This is a genomic window from Streptomyces sp. NBC_00872, from assembly GCF_045161915.1.
In the GTDB taxonomy this organism is placed as follows: domain Bacteria; phylum Actinomycetota; class Actinomycetes; order Streptomycetales; family Streptomycetaceae; genus Streptomyces.
Map to the genome: position 1 here is coordinate 8,438,489 of NZ_CP108806.1, position 22,037 is coordinate 8,460,525.

General features: G+C 71.0%; 16 protein-coding genes. 6 read left to right on the forward strand and 10 right to left on the reverse strand.

The features are described 5' to 3' along the window. The first annotated feature begins 182 nt into the window (after positions 1-182). Both OG214_RS35945 and OG214_RS35950 read left to right on the forward strand, forming a co-directional pair. A complete protein-coding gene (locus OG214_RS35945) occupies positions 183-1,655 on the forward strand; it encodes an MFS transporter (protein ID WP_382860682.1) in 1,473 nt (490 codons plus the stop codon). Further along, on the forward strand, positions 1,652-2,311 hold the full coding sequence (locus OG214_RS35950; protein WP_405987137.1) for a TetR family transcriptional regulator: 660 nt from the start codon (positions 1,652-1,654) through the stop codon (positions 2,309-2,311). The genes OG214_RS35945 and OG214_RS35950 overlap by 4 nt, the downstream gene beginning before the upstream one ends. Here OG214_RS35950 and OG214_RS35955 read toward each other — a convergent pair. After that, a complete protein-coding gene (locus OG214_RS35955; RefSeq protein WP_363082031.1) occupies positions 2,301-4,055 on the reverse strand; it encodes a TIGR03767 family metallophosphoesterase in 1,755 nt (584 codons plus the stop codon). The genes OG214_RS35950 and OG214_RS35955 overlap by 11 nt on opposite strands. A 476-nt stretch (positions 4,056-4,531) precedes the next feature. On the opposite strand from OG214_RS35955, the gene OG214_RS35960 reads away from it, so the two are divergent. After that, positions 4,532-5,080: a hypothetical protein gene (locus OG214_RS35960; protein ID WP_405987138.1), complete on the forward strand. Its 549-nt coding sequence runs from the start codon at positions 4,532-4,534 to the stop codon at positions 5,078-5,080. A 20-nt stretch (positions 5,081-5,100) separates the two neighbouring features. Here OG214_RS35960 and OG214_RS35965 read toward each other — a convergent pair whose 3' ends face one another. The 3 genes from OG214_RS35965 to OG214_RS35975 form a co-directional block, all read right to left on the reverse strand. Next, on the reverse strand, positions 5,101-6,453 hold the full coding sequence (locus OG214_RS35965; RefSeq protein WP_405987139.1) for an FAD/NAD(P)-binding oxidoreductase: 1,353 nt from the start codon (positions 6,451-6,453) through the stop codon (positions 5,101-5,103). Beyond that, complete coding sequence (locus OG214_RS35970) at positions 6,450-7,904, reverse strand: FAD-dependent oxidoreductase (RefSeq protein ID WP_405987140.1); 1,455 nt, start codon at positions 7,902-7,904, stop codon at positions 6,450-6,452. Before OG214_RS35970 ends, OG214_RS35965 begins: the two co-directional genes overlap by 4 nt. 62 nt (positions 7,905-7,966) lie before the next feature. Next, on the reverse strand, positions 7,967-9,469 hold the full coding sequence (locus tag OG214_RS35975; protein WP_405987141.1) for an FGGY family carbohydrate kinase: 1,503 nt from the start codon (positions 9,467-9,469) through the stop codon (positions 7,967-7,969). Between the two features lie 686 nt (positions 9,470-10,155). Between OG214_RS35975 and OG214_RS35980 the strand changes: the two genes are divergently transcribed. Next, a complete protein-coding gene (locus tag OG214_RS35980; RefSeq protein WP_363082036.1) occupies positions 10,156-11,163 on the forward strand; it encodes a hypothetical protein in 1,008 nt (335 codons plus the stop codon). Positions 11,164-11,288: 125 nt separating this feature from the next. Continuing rightward, a complete protein-coding gene (locus tag OG214_RS35985) occupies positions 11,289-12,818 on the forward strand; it encodes an amino acid permease (protein ID WP_363082037.1) in 1,530 nt (509 codons plus the stop codon). 115 nt (positions 12,819-12,933) lie between these two features. Here OG214_RS35985 and OG214_RS35990 read toward each other — a convergent pair whose 3' ends face one another. The 4 genes from OG214_RS35990 to OG214_RS36005 form a co-directional block, all read right to left on the reverse strand. Beyond that, positions 12,934-13,746 (reverse strand): glycoside hydrolase family 75 protein, encoded by an 813-nt coding sequence (locus OG214_RS35990; RefSeq protein ID WP_363082038.1) that lies wholly within the window; start codon positions 13,744-13,746, stop codon positions 12,934-12,936. Between the two features lie 117 nt (positions 13,747-13,863). Continuing rightward, the gene (locus OG214_RS35995) at positions 13,864-14,358 is read right to left on the reverse strand and encodes an NUDIX domain-containing protein (protein WP_405987142.1); all 495 of its coding nucleotides are present in this window, start codon (positions 14,356-14,358) and stop codon (positions 13,864-13,866) included. Positions 14,359-14,653: 295 nt separating this feature from the next. Next, positions 14,654-16,849 carry a discoidin domain-containing protein gene (locus OG214_RS36000; RefSeq protein WP_363082040.1) on the reverse strand — a complete coding sequence of 732 codons (2,196 nt, stop codon included), beginning with the start codon at positions 16,847-16,849 and terminating at the stop codon, positions 14,654-14,656. A gap of 369 nt (positions 16,850-17,218) precedes the next feature. Further along, a complete protein-coding gene (locus tag OG214_RS36005; RefSeq protein ID WP_405987143.1) occupies positions 17,219-17,986 on the reverse strand; it encodes a TetR/AcrR family transcriptional regulator in 768 nt (255 codons plus the stop codon). Positions 17,987-18,316: 330 nt separating this feature from the next. Here OG214_RS36005 and OG214_RS36010 point away from each other — a divergent pair, with 330 nt between their 5' ends. Beyond that, positions 18,317-20,395 carry a SpoIIE family protein phosphatase gene (locus OG214_RS36010; RefSeq protein ID WP_405987144.1) on the forward strand — a complete coding sequence of 693 codons (2,079 nt, stop codon included), beginning with the start codon at positions 18,317-18,319 and terminating at the stop codon, positions 20,393-20,395. Positions 20,396-20,656: 261 nt separating this feature from the next. On the opposite strand, the gene OG214_RS36015 is transcribed toward OG214_RS36010, so the two are convergent. Continuing rightward, entirely contained in the window at positions 20,657-20,890 is a 234-nt protein-coding gene (locus OG214_RS36015; RefSeq protein WP_363084289.1) for a hypothetical protein, read from the reverse strand. Positions 20,891-21,056: 166 nt separating this feature from the next. Then, positions 21,057-21,935, reverse strand: a complete 879-nt coding sequence (locus tag OG214_RS36020) for an ABC transporter substrate-binding protein (protein ID WP_405987145.1) — start codon at positions 21,933-21,935, stop codon at positions 21,057-21,059. Positions 21,936-22,037: the final 102 nt, after the last annotated feature.

Sequence of the window (22,037 nt, forward strand, 5' to 3'; positions counted from 1 at the left end):
ACCGCCCAGAACAGTGTGCAGGGTCGCGGAAACACCTGACGCACGGGTGGCGCGTGCCCGGTGAACGCCGGGGGCGGCCCCGGGGTGTCGCGGGGGTGCACACATGTTTACCCTGGGGGTGAACGGCTGTGCACCCCTGATTCCGCCCTGGGGCCGCCCCCTTCGCGCCCGTACGGAGAGAGATGACCGAAGCGACAGAAGCGATATCCGAGCCCGCCGCCGCGCCGCACCCCCGTTTCCTTGTCGCCGTCCTGGCGTTCTGCGGGGTGGTGGTGGCCGTCATGCAGACGCTGGTCGTCCCCCTCCTGCCGCATGTCCCCGCGCTCACCGGAGCGACCCCCACCGCCGCGAGCTGGCTGGTCACCGTCACCCTGCTGACCGGGGCCATCTGCACCCCCGTACTCGGGCGGGCCGGTGACATGTACGGCAAGCGCCGGGTGCTCCTCGCCTCCCTCGGCGTACTGACCGCCGGGTCCGTGCTGTGCGCCGTCAGCTCCCAGATAGGTGTGCTGATCGCGGGCCGTGCCCTCCAGGGCGCCGCGCTCGCCGTCGTACCCCTGGGCATCAGCGTCATGCGCGACGAGCTGGCGCCCGAGCGTGTGCTGTCCTCGGTCGCGCTGATGAGCTCGACGCTGGGCATCGGCGCGGCCGTCGGACTGCCCGTCGCCGCGCTGGTCGTCGAGCACTACGACTGGCACACCATGTTCTGGGCCTCCGCCGGGCTCGGCCTGCTCGACATCGTGCTGGTGCTGCTCTGCGTACCGGAATCGCCTCGGCGCACCCGCGGCCGGTTCGACGCGCCGGGCGCTCTCGGGCTCTCCGCCGCGCTGCTCTGTCTGCTGCTCGCGGTCACCCAGGGCGGCGGCTGGGGCTGGACGTCCGTCCGTACCCTCGGACTGCTCGTTCTCGCCGTGGTGATCGGAGCGCTCTGGGGCTGGTACGAACTGCGCACCAGCAGCCCCGTGGTCGATCTGCGCGTCTCCGCGCGGCCCGCCGTGCTGCTGACCAATGTCGCCGCGCTGCTGATCGGCTTCGCCTTCTACGCCAACTCCCTCGCCACCGCGCAGATGGTGCAGGAACCCACGAGCACCGGCTACGGTCTGGGCGCCTCCATCGTGGTGAGCGGACTCTGTCTGCTGCCCGGCGGGCTCGCGATGGTCGCCCTGTCGCCGGTGTCCGCCAGGATCTCCGCGAGATACGGCCCGAAGACCGCGCTGGCGGTCGCCTCGGCCGTCCTCGCCGTCGGTTACGCGGTGCGCTTCTTCACCAGTCACGCGCTCTGGACGATCATTCTCGGCGCGACCGTCGTCGCGGCGGGCACCGCGATCGCCTATTCGGCGCTGCCCGCGCTGGTGATGCGCGCCGTGCCGGTCGGTGAGACCGGTGCCGCCAACGGTCTCAACACCCTGATGCGCTCGGTCGGACAGGCCTTCTGCAGCGCCACCGTCGCCGCCGTGCTCGCCCGGGTCACCTTCGAGGTCGACGGCCGCACGGCGCCCACGCTCCACGCGTATCTGCTGGTCTTCCTGATCGCGGGCGGTGCCGCGCTGCTCGCCCTCGCCGTCACGCTGTGTCTGCCGCCGCAGCGGATCATGGCCACCGGTACGGTCGGGCGGGACGACCGCACGGCGTCGCTGGCCCAGGAGGGCACATGAACGGGCAGGCAGTGGAAGAGACGGCCGGCGGTGGAGGCGGGGCCGGTGAGGGGGGCACGGAGGGAGGATCTCCGACCGACGGGGGATCTCCGACGGAGGCCGAGGCCGAGGTGGGGACGGGGACGGGGACGGGGCGTGACGCGATCCTGCGGGCCGCGCGGCGCGCGTTCGCCTTCCGCCCCTATGCCGAGGTGACCCTGCGGGGTATCGCCGCCGACGCGGGGGTCAGCGCCTCGCTGATCGTCAAGCACTTCAGCACCAAGGAACGGCTGTTCAACACCGTCGCCGACTTCGGGCCCGCGGCCGACCAGCTCTTCGCGGCGCCGCTGGACGGGCTCGGCCGCCATCTGGTGCTGACCATGGTCCGCAGCCGCCGTGAGCACCAGGGGGACCCGCTGCTGCGTGTCGTGTTCGCCCTCGGCAACGACGACGAGCGCGTCCTGCTGCGCGAACGCTTCGACGAGCAGATCACCCGACGGCTGACCGCTCTCCTGACCGGCCCCGAACGCGCCCTGCGGGCCGAGCTGATCGTCGGTCTGCTCCTCGGTCTCGGTGTCACGCTCAGCCTGCACCGCGAGGGCGCCAACACGCGCGCCACGCCCGAGCATCTGGCGGCGGTGTACGGTCCGGCGCTCCAGCAACTGATCAGCGCGTGAGCAGCAGTTCGGTGTTGCGGTCCATCAGCTTGCCCGCGGGCGCGGTGGTCGAACCCGGCGCGTTGTGCGACAACTCCCGGTAGAGCGCGGCCAGTCCGGTCTGCGACAGATCGTGGAAATCCGTCCGGTGCGGGGCCGCCGACTCGATCAGCGTGGTGAACAGGGACAGGGTGCCGTCCCTGTTGTCGGTGATCTCGATGATCCTGGCGAGCTGCGGGAAGTCGATGTGCGAGGCCGTCGAGATCTCCCAGAAGGAGCCGCGCGCGTTGATCGAGTTCCGGTGGCTGTGACCGTTGACCCAGGCCAGCACGGGCCGGTGCTGGTTGAGCAGTGCCAGCACCTCCTCGCCGTTGTGCCGGCCCTCGCCGGGACGGGCCGGATCGGGATGCGAATTGGTCATCGTCCAGCTGTTGTGATGGCTGAAGACCACGACGTATCCGTCCCGGTGCTCCTTGAGCGTCCGCTTCAGCCAGTTGAACTGGGTCGTGTCGAGCGAGCCCGTGAAGTGCCCGGCGCGATCGGTGGTGTCCAGGCTGATACCGGTGATGTTCTCGCCCATGGGGAACGTGTAGTACAGCGTGTCGCTGTCGAGGTTGGCCGAGGTGTAGCCGTGTCCCGCCGGGCCCGCGCCCAGGCGCGCCGGGTCGAGATGCGCGGACAGATAGTCGCGCGGGCCGAACGGCGCCCGGCCGGGGTCGGGGGTGACGGAGCGCATCGAGCGCCTCGACCGGCGCAGCAGATCGATCAGTTCACCGCCGCCGGGCATGCTGCCCTTGGCGAGGATCTTCGCCAGCGCCTTGGCGTCGGCGTCCGGGATGTCGTACAGCTTCCGCGCGCCGACCGCGAATTCGGCCAGATAACCGGTGCGGTCGGCCATGGCACCGCTGGCCAGGCCGTCGTGGTTGCCGACGGTCGAGTACCAGGGAAGCCGCAGTCCGGGGCTGTTCACCGAGCGGATCGCGGCTTCCAGGAAACCGTCGATACGGGGGAAGCCGTACTGCTTGTCGGTGTCGCGGCGGGAGTCCTCCGGGTGCCAGAACAGCCGCTCGCCGGAGTTCTGCACTCCTTCGTAGCGGCGGCCGTCACCCGTGTTGGGGGAGATACGGCCACCGCTCATCACCGTGAGATACCAGTCCAGTTCGGCCCGGGAGTTGTTGTCCGTGTTGTCGCCGGTGGTCACGGCGAAGGACAGCGGCTCCCCGGTCTCGGGTCCGGCGTTGATGGCGTTGATCTGCTCGATCAGGGCCACCGCCCCCGGCACGGTGAGCGCCTCCTGGGGCCGCCACCCCGAAACCCCCTGCGAGCGCAGATACTCGGTGCGCACCGGGTGCTGGACGTCCGTCAGATGCAGATCGGTGAGCTGTACGAAGGAGCTGAGCACCGTGCGCCGGGCGGTACGGCCGGCCCGGGGAGCCGCCAGCGACTCCCGTACGACCCGGCGCCAGCCGGGCCCGTCGCCGAGGCGGCGGAAGGCCGCGGAGGAGTCGCGCGGCGCGGCGACCGCCTCCAGCGTCGTACGCGCCGGAACAGCGCGGGTGGGAGTGCCGGCGGGCGTGGGGGAGGCAGGGGGGAGGGGGACGGGCACCGCCGACGCGGTGGCCGCGCCGGGCGCGGCGGCGGCCTCTCCTGAGCCGCTGCCCGCGCCGAGCGCCAGTCCGATGCCCGCGGAGATACCGACCGCCCCGGTCGCGGTGAGGAAGGAGCGGCGGTCGACAGCGGTGACTGCGGAGCGTATACGTGTCATGGGTGCGGTCTCCCGAGTGCGAGCGCATCAGCAAGAGCGCCCGGGGATTGCCCCCGGGTTACTCCTCGATGGTCGACACGCGGCGTGGCCTGCGCGTGAACGACATTCCAACTGCGAACACCCATCTCCACACAGGGATCACCGACGTCGGCGAACCGTCGCCGTGTACATGGCCGCAGGACGGGAGCCGGTCACTCACCGTTCACCATGCGGGGAAGCGGGGCGCCTGATGTGTCACCTTCCGCCGACCGGACCTGGATGCCGGGCCTGATGTCTTCGTCCCCGGGCTGTCCTTCGCTTCTGCGACGGCTGCCCGCTTCTGCGACGGCCGCCGCCGGTGCGGGTGCCGCCGCGGGACGCCGCCGCGGCGACGCCGTGCGCCGGTCCGTTGTCGTACCCCCGTGGCAGAGTCTTCGACGGGAACGGCGCGCTACGGCGCCGGGCCCCTGAGCCGATACGGAGAAGGAGACGCCGTCATGCCGGAGCGCACGACACCCACCGCCGAGGCGCTCGCCGAGTTGGCGGAGCTCCTCGCCCCCGGCCGCCCCGCCGTCGCCGAGGAGGTCCTGTTCGCGTACGACGACCCGGCGGCCTATGTACGGACGTATGCCCGGCGGCTGGAGGACCGGGGGATCGACGAGCCCACCGACGACCTGGCGTGGATCGCGCTCGTCGACGCGCTGACCGCGCGGGGCCTGCTCGCCGAGGTCGACTGGAAGGAGGACGGCGAGGAGATCAGACGCCAGGTCCGGGCCCTCGAATCCCGTCCGTCCGTCGATCCGTGGACCCTCTCGGACGGAGGCGGGACGGACGCGGCGGACGACGCGGAAGCGCGCGACACGTTCGCCTTTCTGAGCCACTACGGCAGGCTCCACCTCGAAGGGGGCACGGCGCTCGCGATGCTCGACATAAATTCGGACTGCTATCCGCTGGTCCTTCTTCCGGGGGCCCGCGCGGCCGAGCTCACCGCGCTGGCCCGGCGCGCCGGATTCCTCGCGTCGGTCCTGGGATCGGAGACCCTCTGACGGCGGCCCGTGCGGTGCCCTCAGCCCGCCGAGATCACGACCGGGCCGCCGCCGGGGCGCGCACGGTCCATCCAGTCGGCGGAGGCGTACAGGGGACGGTTGGGGGCCGCCGCCCCGCGGAGCCGTTCGCGGTGCAGGAGACGGCCGTCCTGGGTGACGACCAGCGTCGACAGCCGGCCGGCCGTCCCGGTCGTACGGAGGGTGAACCGGCCCAGCGGCGGGCGGGGGCCATGGGGGTCTATACGGTTCGGGGCGACCCATCGCAGGGGCGCGTCGACCTCCACCGGCACCTGGCGGCCGGGCCAGCCGCCGTCCGCGAGATAGCGCAGAACGGGCCCCGCGACCAGCCCGCCCTCCCGGGCCGCGGTGCCCGCCGGTTCCACGGCGTGCAGCAGATTGCCGACGGCGAAGACCCCCGCCGCGGCCGTACGGAACGCGGTGTCGACCGCCGGGCCCCGGGTGCCCCGGTCCAGCGCGATACCGCCGAGCCGGGCGAGTTCATGGTCGGGGATCCAGTCACCCGTGAAGACGACCGTGTCACAGGCGACGGTCGTGGTCCTGCCGTCCGTGTGCCGCAGCGCGACACCCGAGAGCCGGCCCCGGCCGAGAAGTCCGGTCACCGTCGTCCCGGTGAGCAGCGGGACACGGTGGTGCAGCCGGGCACCGATCCCCGACATCCAGGAGGACTGGTGGCGCGGCTGGTCCGTGACCATCGCGGCGACCTCGACACCCGCGCCCCGCAGGGTGCGTACGGCGGAGTAGCCGACCGGTTCGGCGCCGACGACCACCGCCCGCAGACCGACCCGCTGATGGTGGAGATGGACGGCCTGCTGGAGCTCACCGGTGGTGAACACACCGGCCGGCCGTGTCCCCGGCACGAGTCGTGCGCTGCGCGGCCGTTCGCGCGCGCCGGTGGCCAGGACGACCGCCCCGGCCGTCAGCCGCTCCAGCCCCTCCGGGCCCGTGGTGTCGACGCCGAGCGGACCCGGTCTTCCCGCCGGGTCCCCGCGGCCGTCCCGCCCGAGCCGTCCCGCCCAGCCCGTGACGGAGACCCCCGTACGCAGGACCGCTCCCGCGCCGGTCGCCAGATCGCACCAGTGGCGGGCATACGCGGGGCCGTTCATCGGGCGCCACAGCTCGCGCGGCCCGAACCCCGAGTGGTACCCGAACCCCGAGTGGTAGCAGTGGCGCGGGACACCGCCGGCCTGCTCCTCGCGGTCGACGACCTCGACCGCGCCGGCGCCCGCGGCGGCCAGCCGGGCCGCCGCCGCCAGACCGGCCGGGCCCGCGCCGATCACCAGTACATCGACCGTGCGGGCTCGCCGGTCGGGTCCGGGGACGGGGAAGCCGTCCCGGTCAGTCGTCGCGCTCATGGTCCGACCTCCGGCCGCAGGGATGGTCCGCCGCCCTCGGAAGCGGCGCAGGCGCCGGTCGCCCCGGGGGTGAGCAGGGCGCGTACGGCGGCCCCGCAGTAGAACCCCTGGCACCGGCCGCCCCGGGCGCGGGTGCGCCGCCGCAGCCCCTCGGGAGTGCTGGGCGCGATCGTACTGGCGAGAGCGTCCCGGATCTCCCCCCGGGACACCCGTTCGCAGTGACAGACGAGCCGGCCGTACTCCGGGTCGGCCGCGATCAGGTCGGCGCGTTCGTAGGGGCGCGGAAACGCCTCGCCGATATTCGGCATCCGTACGGGCTCATGGTCCCGTGGCGTCCCCAGCTCCCGGCCCGCGCCGGCGAGCAGCCCCACCACATGCGCGGCGATCGCCATCGACGCCGTCAGCCCGGTGGAGCGGATGCCGCCCACCGTCATATACCGCTGCTCGGGATGGTGGCGGATCTGGTAGTCGTCGTCCTCGGTGGCCGCGCGCAGCCCCGCGTAGACGGCGGTGACCTCCTCGTCGAGCAGCGCGGGCAGGACGCGCCCGCCCCGCTCGCGCAGAAAGGCCAGCCCCTCCGCGGTGGAGCAGGTCGCCGTCTTGTCCTCCAGGTCCTCGGCGGTCGGCCCGAGCAGCACATTGCCGTAGACCGTCGGTGCCACCAGCACCCCCTTGCCGAGCGCGGTGGGCACCGGCAGCAGGATATGGCGGACCAGATCACGGGCGAACTTGTCGAAGACCATGAGCTGACCGCGCCAGGGCCGCACGGTGAAATCGGCATGGCCGAGCATCCGGTCGATCTCGTCGGCGCGCAGTCCCGCCGCGTTGATCAGGGTGTGCGTACGCAACGGCCCGCGGACGGTGGCGAGTTCATGGGGGGATCCGGCGTCGACCCGCTTCACCGCGCAGTTGAGATGCAGATCGGCGCCGGCACGGACGGCCTGGGTGGCGTACGCGAGCGTGGTCGTCCAGGGGCAGATGACGCTCTCGCCGGGGACGTCGAGCGCGCCGAGCGCGCCAGGCCCGAGACGTGGTTCGCGGGCGTACAGTTCGTCCGCGCCGATGATCCGTGTCTCGCGGTATCCGTTGCGCTCGGCCTTCTCCACCAGCCGGGGCAGGGCGCCCAGTTGCTCGTCGTCCCAGGCGACGAGCAGCGCGCCGACCGGCTCGACGGGGATACCGGCCTCGGCGGCATAGGCGGCCAGCAGCCGCTGTCCCTCCCGTACCAGCCGGGACTCCAGCGAGCCGGGCACGGCGTCGAAACCGGTGTGCAGAATGGCCGTGTTGGCCTTGGACGTGCCCTCGCCCACATCGTCGGACGCCTCCACCAGCGCGATACGCAGCGGATAGCAGGCGAGTTCGCGCGCGATGGCGGTACCGACGACTCCCGCGCCGATGACGACGATGTCGTACACCTCGTCCGGCAGACTTCCGGAGGTGGTGACAGCCATGATGCTCCAGTTCCGGGCTCTCGGACTCGGTGACGGGGGTGGTGAGGGACCCGGCGCGGCGCTCAGTGCCCCGTGGTGGCGGCGGGCGGGGGCGTACGGTCGAGCAGCGTGGTCACCGCCGCGCGGAACACGCCGAGACGGTCGGCCGCCTCGGCCGGGCCGATCCGCGGCTCGTAGACCGCCGAGGGCTTCCACTCCGGCACGACGTGACGGAGTGTCAGCTCCGGATCGAGACCGAGACGTGCGAGCGCGCCCACCCCGAGCGCCGTGACATCCGGCAGCGCGGAGACCTCGACGGGCCGTTGCAGCAGATCGGCCTGTGTCTGCATCAGCAGCGAGGACCGCGTCAGACCGCCGTCCACCCGCAGACTCGTCAGCGGCTCGCCGAGATCGACGGCCACCGCGTCCGCCAGCTCCACGACCTGGGCGGCGATGCCCTCGCACAGCGCGCGCACAAGATGCCCGGCACCGGTGTCCAGTCCCAGACCGCTGATCGAGCCGCGCAGATCGCCACGCCACCATGGCGCGGCGAGCCCGGCGAGCGCCGGTACGAAGGTCACTCCGCCGCTGTCCGGTACGGAGGAGCCGACCGCGTCCAGCTCGGCCGCCCCCGAGATGACCCCGAGACCGGTCAGCCAGCCCACGGCGGACGCGGCCGTGTAGACCTGCCCGTCGAGGCAGTAGCTGGTGTGGCCGCCGAGCCGCCAGGCGACACAGCTCACCAGTCCCGTCGTGCCCCGGCGCGGCCGGTCACCCGTCTGGGCGAGCAGGAACGCCCCCGTGCCATAGGTGCACTTGGCGGAGCCCGGTTCGGTCACGCTCTGCGCGAGGAGCGCGGCCTGCTGGTCGACGATCACCCCGGTCAGCGGGAGCTCGCCGCCGAAGGCGCTGGTCGTGCCGACCGCCCCCGCCGTGTCGACGACACCGGGCAGCGGCTCGTCGGACAGCCCGAAGATCTCCAGGGCCTCCGACGACCACTCGGCGTGGTCGAGATCGAGGAGCTGGGTGCGGCCGGCGGTCGCGGCGTCCGTGACGAACGCGCCGGTCAGCTGGCGGATCAGCCAGGAGTCGCTGGTGGTGACGGCGCCCTCGCGGGTCAGCCGGCGCCGGATCCACGCCATCTTCGGCGCGGCGAAGTACGGATCGAGGGGAAGCCCCGTCAGCTGCCGCAACCGCTCCTCGTGCGGGGCGAGTTCGGCGCAGAGGGACTCCGCGCGCCGGTCCTGCCACCCGATCGCGTCGGTGAGCGGCGCGCCGGTGGCCGGGTCCCAGGCGAGCACTGTCTCGCCCTGGTTGGCCAGACCGACGGCCGAGACCGGTTCCGCGGCGTCCGCGAGGGCCGCGCGTCCCGCGTCGAGGACGGAGCCGAGCAGCACGGCCGGATCGATCTCCACCAGTCCGTCCGGGCCGTACCGGGGCGGGGCGGGTGCCGATCCGGTGCCGATCACCCCTCGTTCGGGACAGATGACCAGAGCCTTGGTGGACGAGGTGCCCTGATCGACGGCGAGCACCGGCCGGGTGGCCGAATCGGCGCGCGGCTGGGGCGAGTGGTGGACTGGCGGCATGTCCCGATTCTTTGTGTCAGGGGTCTTGTCTTCGGTCGCTTCGGCGTTCTCTTCGGCGAATTCGGTGAGTTCGACGGCTTCGGACCGGTCAGGACTTCGAGGGGTCCGCCGGGACGGGTCGCTTCGGGGCTCTTCGGGGCGTGTGGGGCCTTCCGCTGCTGGGACGTGATCGCTGAGCGAAAGCGTGGTGCAGGTCAGAGCGGGCGTCAAGGGTTCCCGGGGCCGTCCGTGCGCCGCTGCCGGCGGGCCCGGTTCCGGTACCCGTGGAGCGCTCCGGCAACGGCGCGGAGCAGGGCACAACCCGCCTTGATCAACGGAGAGTTGCGAAAGATCAGCAAAGTGTTCGAGCACGGTCACTCCGGCCCCTACACTGATCGCCGCGGCGACAGGCATCCTTGACCGGTTTCGCCCTTGCCCGCGGCCACGACAGGTCCGTACCTGCGTGACGCACCCCGGTTCGCTCGCTCCACCCCCCCACCGTCCTAGAGGATCTATGACGACCATATGTTCAGCCGGATATTTCCTCGGTCGTGCCCGGCCATGTACGGCCCATGGGACGTCCGGGTTCCTGGACGCCGTCCGTGCGTGTCATGCCCGTGTCCAGGGGCCGCCAGGGACGGGAGTGGAGGTCTGGTGCTAGGTTCCCCCGCCCGGCCGTCCTGCCCCCGGCGGACGGAGCCGAGCTGATGGCGGGCGATCACTTCCGCCCGGTGTACCACCCGGCCGGTCATGACAACGAACTGCGCGCGGCGGTACAGGATCTGCGCACAGGACGCTGGGTCGCGATGCGCAACCTCCTCGCCGAGACGACCGATTGGGGACTGTGGACCCAGCGGACCCAGGTCTTCGCCGCCGTGGCCGCCGGTTCCGACGCCGTACAGGCCTGGCGCACCGAGGAACCGCGCAGTCTCGCCGCGACCGTGATGCATATGCGCGTCATGGTCGAGCGCGCCGTACGGGCCCACCGTGAGGGACATTCGCGTACCCAGGAACTGTGGCAGCAGGCATGGGAGGCGTGCCGCGCGGCCACGCGCCACGCGCCGGCCGATCCGGTGCCCTGGGTGTGTCTGCTGGCACTGGCCCAGCTCGACGGCAAGCAGCAGATGGAGGAGCACCGGCTCGCCCCGCCGGGGCCGATGCTGTTCCCCGGTCCCTGGGCCCTGCTGGCCGAGGCCGACAAACGCGACCCGTTCAACCGCGAGGCGTACCACCGCATGCTCCAGTTCGTCTACGCGCGGCGGGCCGACGGATCGCTCTCCGAGGCGGTCAACTTCGTGCAGTGGGCGGCCTCGGCGGCTCACGAGGGCTCCGCCCTGCATGTGCTGCCGCTCTATGTCCGGGTGGAGCGCTACCGCCGGGAGAACGGCCATGAGAAGGCCCTGGATCTGCACTGGGTGACGGAGGACGCGACGCGGGACGCCCTGCGGGCCCTGCGTCTCTGGTTCGACCACGCGGCCCTGGCCGAGGCGTCCCTGCTCGATCTGAACCATCTCGCGCACGCCCTGTGGGGAGCGCTCCAATTCGACGCGGGGGCCAGGGTGTTCGAGGCGCTGGGCCCTTTCTACGCCACGCTGCCATGGGCGTACCGTACGCGGAGTCCCGGCGACGCGGCACAGGCCGAGGACGTGTTCCTCCGTGCCCGCGGCCGGTGCCTCGGCGCCGTGCGCGAGGGGCGGAACGGACCGTCCGGCTGAGCCGCTTCCACCGGGACCGTACCCACCGCACGGCTCCGCCCGCACCACACCGCACATGTACCAGCACCGCCGCACGATCCCTGTCCCCGACTCCTACAGGTGTGTTTCCCACCGGAGGTACTTCCGTGTCCGTTTCCCCGCCGACGTGGTCGAAGGCCGACCTCGTGCCGCAGAAGGACGAAGAGCAGCGACTGCGAGAGCTGGGCTACCAGCCGGTCCTCGCCCGCCGTATGGGCGGCTTCGGCAACTTCGCGATCAGCTTCTCGGTCATCTCCATCCTCTCCGGCTGTATGACCCTGTACGGCTTCGGCATGGGCGCCGGAGGCCCTTCGGTGATGCTCTGGGGCTGGGCGGGCGTCGGTCTCTTCGTCCTCTGCGTGGGCATGGCACTGGCCGAGGTCACCAGCGCGTACCCCACCTCGGGCGCGCTGTACTACATGGCCGACCGGCTGGGCGGGCGCAAATGGGGCTGGTACACCGGCTGGCTGAACCTGCTCGGACTGCTGGGCGCGATCGCGGGTATCGACTACGGCGCCGCGCTCTTCACCGGGGCCTTCCTCAATCTCCAGTTCGGCTTCGACCCCACGCCCGGCTGGACCATGGTCATATTCATGTGCATCCTGCTGCTGCACGCGACCCTCAACCTGTTCGGCGTCCGCCTGGTCAGCGTGCTCAACTCGATCAGTGTGTGGTGGCATCTGGCCGGTGTCGCGATCATCGTCGGCGCTCTCGCGATCATTCCCGACAGCCACCAGTCGCCGTCGTTCGTCTTCACCGAGTTCGTCAATGAGACCGGCTGGGAGAACCCCGTCTATGTGGCGGCCATCGGTCTGCTGCTGGCGCAGTACACCTTCTCCGGATACGACGCCTCCGCGCATCTCTCCGAGGAGACCTCCAACGCCTCGGTGTCGGCGGCGCGCGGTATCGTCCGCGCCATCTGGGTCTCCTGGATCGCCGGTTTCGCGCTGCTGGCCGGACTCACCTTCGCGATCCAGGACTACGCGGGCACCCGGAACAGCGACACGGGCGTGCCGCCCGCGCAGATCCTGATCGACGCCCTCGGCACCGGCGGTGCCACCGCGCTGCTGCTGCTGGTGATCGTGGCGCAGCTCTTCTGCGGCAACGCGGAGGTCGCAGCCGCCAGCCGGATGGTGTTCGCCTTCAGCCGTGACAACGCCCTCCCGGGCTCCGCGCTCTGGCGCCGTGTCAGCAGCCGTACGCAGACGCCCGTCCCCGCGGTCTGGCTCTCCGTCGTCGTCGCGTGCCTGCTGGCCGTGCCGTCCCTGTACTCCACGACCGCGTACGGCGCCGTGACGGCCATCAATGTCATCGGTATCACCCCCGCGTACGCCATCCCGATCTATCTGAAGCTGCGCGCGGGCGACCGCTTCGAGCCGGGACCCTGGACGCTGGGCCGCTGGAGCAAGCCGATCGGCTGGATCGCGGTGGTGTGGGTGGCCGTGGTCACGGTGCTCTTCTGTCTGCCGCAGTCGAACCCGGTGACCGTCGACTCGATGAACTACGCGGTGATCGCCCTGGCCGTGGTGCTGGTCCTGGCCACGGTGTGGTGGTACGTGGCCCGTAGCTCGTACAGCACACCGCAGGCGTACGGCAACGCCCGCGAGCAGTCGGAGATCTCCGAGGGCATCGTCTGACGCGGACGACCCCGGACGACCCGGGACGACCGCGGACGGGGGGTGGTGTGCGGCGGGGGCTTCCCGCCGTACACCACCCCCCGTTCCGCCGTCAGCCCACTGGTCCGACCCGCCGTCAGTTCTCCAGCAGGAACTGCCGCGCGAGTTCCTCGCCCTGGAGGGTGGCGCTGTCCTGGTCCTCCAGGGAGGCGACCTCCGAGTTCTTGAAGAGGATGTAGGTCACCCCCTCGTTGACGCCGCCGCGGGACGGATCGGTCGCGATACCCAGCCCCTGGGCGGTCGCGAGCGATCCCTCACCGATGATCCCGGGCGGCCCGGTGTCCCCGACGACGGCGTACTGGACCCGGTCCCCGTGGATGACCGCCGCGACCGACCCGCCCCGGATGCCCGACGAGCGGTAGTTCCAGATGGCGCTGGGGGTCGGTACGACGATGTACGGCAGTTCCTTGGCGTTGAGCGCCCGGCCGCTGGACTCGGTGTAGGCGGTCATGCTCTGGAAGTAGGGGTCGGTCCTGGTGTTGCAACGGTCGGACACCTGGCCGTCGCAGTCGATGTCCATGTCGGCCTTCCAGAAGACGGCGCCGTTCGCGTCGCAGACCGGAACCGCGGTGGTGGAGCTCTCCCTGGTGCGGTAGAGGCCGTTGGAGATCTGCTGGCAGTGGCTGACCTTGGAGAGCAGGGCCTCGGCCGTGACCGGTCCCCCCTCGGTGGACGGTCCGCCTCCGGCCGGCGGTCTTCGGGCGGGCGGTGGCGGTCCCGCCGCGGGCCGCCCGGCCGGCGGTCCCGGGACTCCTCGGCGTTCGGCCCGTGGGACGGGGGGCGGCTCGTCGGTGGACTGGGCCAGGGCGGGGAGCACGGTGATGGGGACGGCCGCGGCGGCCAGCAGGGCCGAACCGACGGCGATGAGGACATAGGTGCGAGGGTGCACGGGGGATGATGCCCTTCCTGGTTCCTGGACTGGGTGGCGGGGCCCCGACGGCTCCTGGACGGTTCCTTGAACGGCTCCTCGGACGGTTCCTTGGACGGCTTCGGGGCAGCGGGTGTTCTAGCGACCGGACGGAGACGGACGGCGGTCGCCGCCTATGCACTCGTCCAGTCGTTCGAGGAACACTCGCTGTCCCGTTACCAGCGGTTCCACGGCATCCGGCAAAAGGAACCAGCCGACCCGGTCCAGCTCGGGGAACTCACGCACCACACCCGACCCCCTGGGCCACTCCATGGCGAAGGTGCCGAAGACGGCCGCCGCGGGATCCAGATCACCCGCGACAGCCCAGGCGGTGACGGTCTTGCCACTCCTTTGGCGGGCTTCGCCGAGGGGGGTCCACGGCCCCTCGGGCACGGGCAGCCCCAGCTCCTCCTGGAACTCCCTGCGGGCCGCGTCCTCGGGCCGTTCCGCTGATCCGTACTCACCCTTGGGGATGGTCCAGGCGGCGGTATCGCGGCCCGACCAGTACGGTCCGCCCATGTGTCCGAGAAGCACTTCGAGACCGGTGTCCATGACCCGGTACAGGAGGAGACCCGCGCTTCGTTTGCCCGACATGCCGTCAAGTCTGGGCGGGGGCGTGAGGCATCGCCATTCGCGCGCCGGGGGAGTGCGCCGCCCCGGCGGGGGCTGATCCGTGCGCTGAGCGGGAACGGCGGGGGCTCCGGCGCGGTCTGACACGCCGGAGCATTGCGGTGATACCGCCGAGCCGATCGTATGAACGATTGCGCCGTCCGGCGGCAGGCCTGGGCCGGCCGCCGGACAGACCGGCCCGGCCTCGCGGGGAGGCCGGGCCGGGTGTGCTACGGGAACGAGACGCCGTATGTGCTACGGGAACGAGACCCCGTGTGCGCTACGGGAACGAGACGATGTTCGAGGGGATCGTCGAGGTTCCCGAGGTCGGCGAGCCCGTGCTGTTGATGACGTGGTTGTACTGACCCATGCCACCGAGGGAGACGACCAGGAGATCGTGGAACTTCACACCGGGTTTGACCGGTGCCTGGAATCCATGGTCCTGCTGGATCGTCGGGTCCGAGGTGTAGTTGCAGTAACTGCCCAGACCCCATGCCTCGTGGTTGTTCACGGAGTCCGCGACCTTGTAGGCGGCGTACCCCTTGATGCTGCCGTTCTGGATCGAGGCCTGGCTCGGCGCGTCGTACGCCTTCTCGTTCTGGAAGAAGATCGTTCTGCCGTTCTCGCCGTACCACTCCACGTCGTACTTGTTGAAGTGCTCGACGAAGAGACCGGTAGCCAAAACGTCGTCACCGTTGACCCGGACGCCGTAGTCCGCGCGGTTGGTCTCCCAGCCGACGCCGGCGCCGTGGTCCGCACGCCAGACCCAGGTGTGGTCGATGATGGTGTCATCGCTGTTGATCACCATGCTGGTGGTCGCCTTGCCCGGACCCGCTCCACCGATCCGGATGAAGACGTCCTGGACCGTGGTGGGGTTCACGGAGTGGTCCGCGGACGCGCCCTGCGGTCCGACCTCGAGCAGCGTCGGGGAGTTCACCGGACCGGCGTCGATCAGGAAGCCGGCCAGCTTCACGCCGTCCACATCGGCGACCTTCATCGCGGTCACCCCGTTGTCGGGGATGATCGTGGCGAGGCCCAGACCGAGGACGACCGTGTTCGCGCGGGTCACGTTGATGGTCTGGTCGATGTGGTAAACACCGGGCGTGAACAGGAGGTTGAGCCCCTGGGCCAGCGCCTGGTTGATCGTCGCCGCGGTCGCGCCCGGCTTGACGACATAGAACTGGTCGAGCGGCAGGGACTGGCCCTGCGGAGCGCCGTTGCCCCAGGTGGTGCCGCGCGCGTTGGTGCGCTTGGCGGGGACGAACACCTTGTACGCGTTGCCGTCCAGGTAGAGGAACGGCTTCTCGCGGGAGACGGGCGTGTTGTTCAGCGTGGTGTACGGCGGGTTCGGGAAGCTCTGCGCGGGAGCACCCTCGACCCCGGAGAACACCATGTTCCAGACGCCGTTGGTCCAGCCGCCGATGGAGCTGTCACGGGTGTACCACTGCTGCTGGGAGTACGGGCCGACGGTGCCGTCGATCTTGCTGTCGGCGATGTAGCCGCCACTGGCCCAGCCGTAGCCGTTGGGGGCGAGGTTGAGTCCGCCCTTGACGTGCATACGGCGGAACGGCGCGGCCTGCGCGACCGCCCAGCGGTTGGTGCCGCTGACCGGGTTGAGCGCGAGGTTCTCGGCGGAGCGCCAGAAGTTCTGGGTGGCGTTTCCGTTGAACCAGCCGGCGTCCACGGTCACATCACCGTTGAAGGTGGTGTCGTCCGGGGAGAGACCGAGACCCGATATCGAGGTGTAGAAGCCCAGTTGGGCGTTGATGTTGTTGTACGTACCGGGCTTGAACAGCAACTGGTAACGGCCGGTGCCGAACTGGTCCGACTCCTGCTGGTCGAAGATCTGGTCCAGCCTGCCCTGGATGTTCGGGGTCGACGGGTCGAAGACCAGGACGTTGGGGCCGAGGTCACCGCCGCCCGGGATCGGGTCGCCGGTGCCGCCCGAGGTACCGCCGAAGACCTGGAACTCCCAGAGGGAGTAGCCCCACGCGGTGGCCCGCTGGGTGCCCGTCAGCCGTACGAAGCGGGCCGTGCCCGAGACGTTGAGCGTCTCCGTGCCACCGGGCGAGGTGGTGGTGGCGTAGGCCTGCGTCCACCCGTCGACGCCGTTGGCCGAGAACTCGATCTTGTACGCCTTGGCGTACGCGGTCTCCCAGTTCAGCACGATCTGGCTGACCGCGACGCTGGAGCCGAGGTCGATCTGGATCCACTGGGGGTCGGACGCGGCGCTCGACCAACGGGTGCCGGTGTTCCCGTCGTTGGCGCCCGAGGCGGGGGTGCCGCCGTTCTCCTGGCTGGATGCCGTCACCGGCTTGCCCTGCGAGAGCAGGGTGGGCGCGGCCTGGGCGGATGTGCTGGGAATGAGGAGCAGCAGCGAGGCGATCAGAGTGGCCGCGACCGAAGCGGCCAGTCCTCGCCGACGGCCCGGAGTGGATCTCCGGTACACCGGCAAAGTGAGCGGAGGAGCGTGCATGGGCAGGTCTCCTGAGTCGTCAGACAGCGGACAGGCGGAGCGTGAGAGACACCGGAGAGCGCTCTCTCGGTAGGGGAGATGCTTCTCTCGTGTTTCGGACACGTCAAGAGTTGTGCACGAAGCAGCCAAGGTTGGTTCTGCTGCCGACAACAAATAACGGACGGGACGCGGCGATTGTCGGCCTTTGCGCGGTGTCCGGGGTGTGATGGGAAGGTGTCGTTTCAGAATCTGATGGCGCGTGTGCAGTGTCTGAAACATCGTCGCGAGATCCGGGCGAGATCCGGAACGGCCCGGTGACCGAGGCGCGTTGACGTCGTCTCGTACGGGCGGCACAGCCGCCGCGGGGTGACGGACGTGGTCCGCGGGGTGCTACAAGGCCCGGTGGGGGGACGCCGGTGCGGGGACGGGGGCGTCGGGTGCGTTCGCCACGCGCTCCAGCCACTCGGACAGCAGCGCGGTCTCGGCGGGGGTCAGGACCGCCGACCGCGGTGACCGGCGCAGCAGCGCCCCCAGCCGGGCCGCCGCCACCGGGGTCTCGGCGGCCGATCCGTCGGAAGCGGCGGACGCGACGGCGGGAGCCTGGTCGTACATCGCCCCGGGGGTGAACACGGCGGCGTGCACCGCGTCGCGAACGCGCCGTGACATATCGGGATCGGTGAAGGTGGCGGGCCGCGAGACCAGCGTCAGCGCCACGCCGACATTGGCCGACATGACCATCTGGGCGGCGAGTTCGGGGGAGATCCGCAGCAGTCCGCGGGCCGCCGCGCGTTCCAGATCGCGGGTGAGGATCCGATGGGACTCCAGGGCCGAGGCGGGCGGCTTGCGCATCGAGGGGGAGTTCATCAGCCGGTACAGATTCGGGTTCGCCAGTGCGAACGCGACATGGGTGTCCCAGCCGTCGCGCAGGTCCTCGATCGGATCGGTACCCGGCTCACGGAGCCGCTTGGTCGCCAGATAGGCGTCGAAGCCGTAGTCCACGACGGCGGAGAGGAGCCCCACCTTGTCACCGAACTGCCGGTAGAGCACCGGCGCGCCGACCTGGGCGGCGTCACAGACCGCGCGCGTGGAGATGTCCCCGTTCGGCGACTTCGCCAGCAGCTCGGCGGCCACCTCCAGAATGCGTGTTCGCGTGCTCATGGGAGGGATGCTACCAACCAGGAGTAACGTTGCTCATGCGTATGCGTATCCATCGTTACGCTCCGGTCCCGGCCACGCGGGACCGGCCGGCGGCCGGCGGTGGACGCGGTGTTTCCCCGCGGCTCCGAAGCGTGACGGGCGTGACGGGTCCATTGGCGGTGATTCGCCGGGAAAGTTACGCTACGAGCTTGGACGGACGAGCCCTGGCGACCGGGTGACAGGACCCGGCCGTGGGTATCGGACCACGGGGCGCGGAGCGTGTGTCCCGGACGACGACGAGGAGCCCGGCCGACCTGACGGGGCTCCCGGCCCACCTCCGGAGCGGGGCGCATGGCAGGACGCGATCGGGACCGCAGTCGGGACCGGGACCGAGCGGCGACCGGTACCGACGACACACTCGCGCCCCCTCGCGTGGGCGGCTTCGACTGGGATCTTGAGACCGGGATCCTGGAACTGGACGCGGCGGCCCTCGACGTCTTCGATCTCCGCCCGGACGAGTACGACGGTACGGGGGAGTCGCTGCTGCCCCGTATCCCGCACGAGGAGCGCGTACGTCTCGCGGCCGTCGTGGACGCGGCGGTCCGGCACGGCCGGTCGTCGTACGGCTCGTACTTCCAACTGCTGCGCCGTACCGGTATGCGGCAGTGGACCCATACGCGCGGGCGGATCCTGCGCGACGATCTGGGGCACGCGTACCGCATCGTCGGGATCGTCCGCCGGGCGACGGCGGACCTGACGGGATTCTGCGCGACCGGCTCCGGCGACATGGGCCGTGCGGGGCTGAACAGTCTGGTGCAGAGCACCACGGAAGCCCTGTCCAGAGCGGTCACCGTGGACGATGTCGCCGCCGTACTGACCGGAGCGGGCGGACTGGAGCGCTTCGGCGCCGACGGACTGGCGCTCGGTCTGGTCGAGGGCGGCACCCTGAGGCTTATCGCGCTGACCGGGGAGTCCATGGACGTACTGGACGATCTGCGGCTGCACCGTCTCGACGGAACACTGCCGCTCGCCGAGGCGGTCCTGAGGCAGCGGCCGCGCTTCGTCACCTCCCTCAGTGATCTCGTCGTCGACCGTTTCCCGCGGCTGCGGCCGTATGTCCGCGGGCTCGCGTTCAACGCGGCGGCCTTCCTGCCGCTGATCGCCCAGGCGCGTTCCATTGGCTGTCTCGCGCTCTTCTACCGGCGGCGTACGCACTTCTCCGCCGAGACCCGCACGCTGTGTCTGGGCCTCGCCGGGATCGTGGCGCAGTCCCTCCAGCGCGCCATCCTTTTCGACCAGGAACGCGAGTTCGCGACCGGTCTCCAGGCGTCCATGCTGCCCCGCGACATCCCCGAGTTCCCCGGCGCCGAGATCGCGGTGCGCTACCACGCGGCATGGAGCGGCAGAGAGGTCGGCGGCGACTGGTACGACGTCATCGCGCTGCCCAGGAACCGCGTCGGTGTGGTCGTCGGCGACGTCCAGGGACACGACACCCACGCCGCCGCCATCATGGGGCAGCTGCGGATCGCCCTGCGCGCCTTCGCGGGCGAGGGCCACACACCCGCGACGGTACTGGCGCGTGCCTCGCGCTTTCTCGCGGAACTCGACACCGAGCGCTTCGCGACCTGCACCTATGCCCAGGTGGATCTGGGCAGCGGTGTCGTACGGGCCGTACGGGCCGGTCATCTCGGCCCGCTCATCCGCCACACCGACGGCAGAACCGGCTGGCCCAATCTGCGGGGCGGGCTCCCGCTGGGCTTCGCCACGACCTTCGGCCACGAGGACTTCCCCGAGACCCGGCTCGATCTCCTGCCGGGGGAGACGCTGGTGCTCTGCACGGACGGGCTGGTCGAGGAGCCGGGCCGGGACATCTCGGCCGGTATGGACACGCTCGCCGAGATCGTCAGATCCGGGCCGGGCGCGGCGAGCGCGCTGGCCGACCATCTCTCGGACCGGCTCTGGGAGCGGTGGGGGACCGGCGACGATGTGGCGCTGCTGGTGCTGCGCCGCCGCCCCGACCGCGGTACGGACCACGCGCCCCGTATCCATCAGTACGTCCACCAGGCGGACCCGGAGGGGCTGGTCGAGACCCGCGCCGTGCTGCGCCAGGCCCTGGCGGACTGGGGTCTGGCGGCGCTGGTCGACGATGTGGAGCTGGCGGCGGGTGAACTGCTGGTCAATGTGCTGCTGCACACCGAGAGCGGCGCGGTGCTGACCCTGGAGGTCCTGCCCGAGCCGGTCCGCCGTGTGCGCCTCTGGGTCAAGGACCGCTCCAGTGTCTGGCCCCGCCGCCGCACCCCCGGCGAGGCGGCGACCTCCGGCAGGGGGCTGCTGATGGTGGACGCCGTGGCCGCGCGGTGGGGGGTCGAGCCACGGGGGGACGGCAAGGCGGTCTGGTGCGAGTTCGAGCCGGACGCGGTTCCGCGCTGAGCGCGCGGGCGCCGCTTGCGCCACTAGGGCGTGTTTCGAAAGTAGCGCCGTCCGCCCGGAGGGCGGGGCCCGCGGCGTCTGGTGCGTGCGATCGCAAGGCGGAGGATCGTGCTCGTACTGGACGTACGTGGACGACTCCGACAACGCGGCGAGCGTGCGTGCCAGGCGTCGCGGGCCAGGCGGGACTTTCGAAACACGCCCTACGGCCGACCGCCCTCCGCGCGAGGCGCGGAGGGCGGTCATCGGCGGTGGAGCGGAGACTCAGACTTCCAGGAAGCCGAACCATCCGCCGGCCTTGTGCGACGAGGAGGCGCCCTCGGTGATACCCGCGGGGCCACCCAGGTTGTGGTAGTAGCCCTTGCCACCCTCCTTCTGGAAGCCGCCCGCCGCCACGGAGGCGGAGTCGTGGCCCTCGCAGGCGAACGCCGAACCGGCGCCACCCAGCAGAGCGGCGGCGGCGAGGGCGGTGGTGGCGAGCGCGGTACGGATACGCATAGGAACTCCTACGTCAGGTGGTGGTACGAACACCGCATGCGTGCCCCGGCGGGATCGCTTTCCGACCGGATCGCGACCCATCCCACCCATTCAGAGGAATAAATCAGGACAAGGGCAAATATGTGTGTATGCCTCCACATGACCGGCACCGGACCGTAGGGCGCTTCTACCCGGCGCGGACGCTCTCGACGGCGTCCGTGACGGTGTCGAGGAACCGGGCGTGCGCGAGATGGCTGTACGGCACCTCGGGATTCCAGGGCACGATCCGTGCCCGCTCCTCGACGGCGCGCCAGTGCGCGTTGTCACGGAGCCGTGCGCGCGGCGCCGCGTTGGCGCGTACGTCGGTGAGCACGATGTCCGGCTCCAGGGCGGCGGCCTCGGACCAGCCGGCCGTACGCCAGTTGGCACCGCCGCCCTCCTCGGGCTCGATCAGGTCCACCCCCAGCTCACCGAGGGCGCGGAGATCCGGCCAGGTCAGGGGTCTGGCCAGATACGCCGTCTCCGGATCGGCGGCCGACAGCGCCAGCACCCGGGGGGCACCGGGCCGCGCCGCCGAGACACGCAGCCGGGACTCCGCGCGCTCCAGTTCGGCCACCGCGGGCGGACGGGGTGCGTCCAGCGAGCGGGCCAGCGCCGTGAACCGGTCCCTGATGCCGTCGAACGTACGGTCCTTCCCCACATCGAGGACGACCACGGGCAGCCGCTCCTCCAGCCGCTTGGCCGCCTCGGGATCGATGCCGTATACCTGTCCGCCGCCGTAGCTGACGGCGATCACCAGATCCGGCTCCGCCTCGAACAGAGCGTCCAGATCGAGGGCGCTGCCCGCCCCGAAGTCGCGTAGCTCGCCGAGGGGCAGCTCCCCCGCCTTCGCCGGATCGGGGGTCCCGCCGTCGTGGTGGGAGCCGAAGACACCCAAGGGGCGCAACCCGTGGTCCCACAGGGTCGCGCCCGCCTGTATATAGGTCACCACCCGTGCCGGGCGGTTCTGTACGACGGTCAGATGGCCACGGTCGTCGGTGAACTCCCAGCGGTTGCCCGGGTTCATGTCTCGCCTCGTTCCGCTTGTGGTTCCGCTCGTTCCGGCGCGGTTCCCTGTGTGCGGCGCCGGTACGCGCCCTTCGCGCGGGCGCCACCCACTGTCTGCCCA

Coding starts and splice junctions, on each gene's coding strand:
- OG214_RS35955 (WP_363082031.1), bottom strand. CDS start 4,055: ATGACACGTATACGCTCCGCAGTCACCGCTGTCGACCGCCGCTCCTTC.
- OG214_RS35970 (WP_405987140.1), bottom strand. CDS start 7,904: ATGGCTGTCACCACCTCCGGAAGTCTGCCGGACGAGGTGTACGACATC.
- OG214_RS36000 (WP_363082040.1), bottom strand. CDS start 16,849: ATGCACGCTCCTCCGCTCACTTTGCCGGTGTACCGGAGATCCACTCCG.
- OG214_RS35980 (WP_363082036.1), top strand. CDS start 10,156: ATGGCGGGCGATCACTTCCGCCCGGTGTACCACCCGGCCGGTCATGAC.
- OG214_RS36020 (WP_405987145.1), bottom strand. CDS start 21,935: ATGAACCCGGGCAACCGCTGGGAGTTCACCGACGACCGTGGCCATCTG.
- OG214_RS36010 (WP_405987144.1), top strand. CDS start 18,317: ATGGCAGGACGCGATCGGGACCGCAGTCGGGACCGGGACCGAGCGGCG.
- OG214_RS35960 (WP_405987138.1), top strand. CDS start 4,532: ATGCCGGAGCGCACGACACCCACCGCCGAGGCGCTCGCCGAGTTGGCG.
- OG214_RS35945 (WP_382860682.1), top strand. CDS start 183: ATGACCGAAGCGACAGAAGCGATATCCGAGCCCGCCGCCGCGCCGCAC.
- OG214_RS36015 (WP_363084289.1), bottom strand. CDS start 20,890: ATGCGTATCCGTACCGCGCTCGCCACCACCGCCCTCGCCGCCGCCGCT.
- OG214_RS35975 (WP_405987141.1), bottom strand. CDS start 9,469: ATGCCGCCAGTCCACCACTCGCCCCAGCCGCGCGCCGATTCGGCCACC.
- OG214_RS35995 (WP_405987142.1), bottom strand. CDS start 14,358: ATGTCGGGCAAACGAAGCGCGGGTCTCCTCCTGTACCGGGTCATGGAC.
- OG214_RS35950 (WP_405987137.1), top strand. CDS start 1,652: ATGAACGGGCAGGCAGTGGAAGAGACGGCCGGCGGTGGAGGCGGGGCC.
- OG214_RS36005 (WP_405987143.1), bottom strand. CDS start 17,986: ATGAGCACGCGAACACGCATTCTGGAGGTGGCCGCCGAGCTGCTGGCG.
- OG214_RS35965 (WP_405987139.1), bottom strand. CDS start 6,453: ATGAGCGCGACGACTGACCGGGACGGCTTCCCCGTCCCCGGACCCGAC.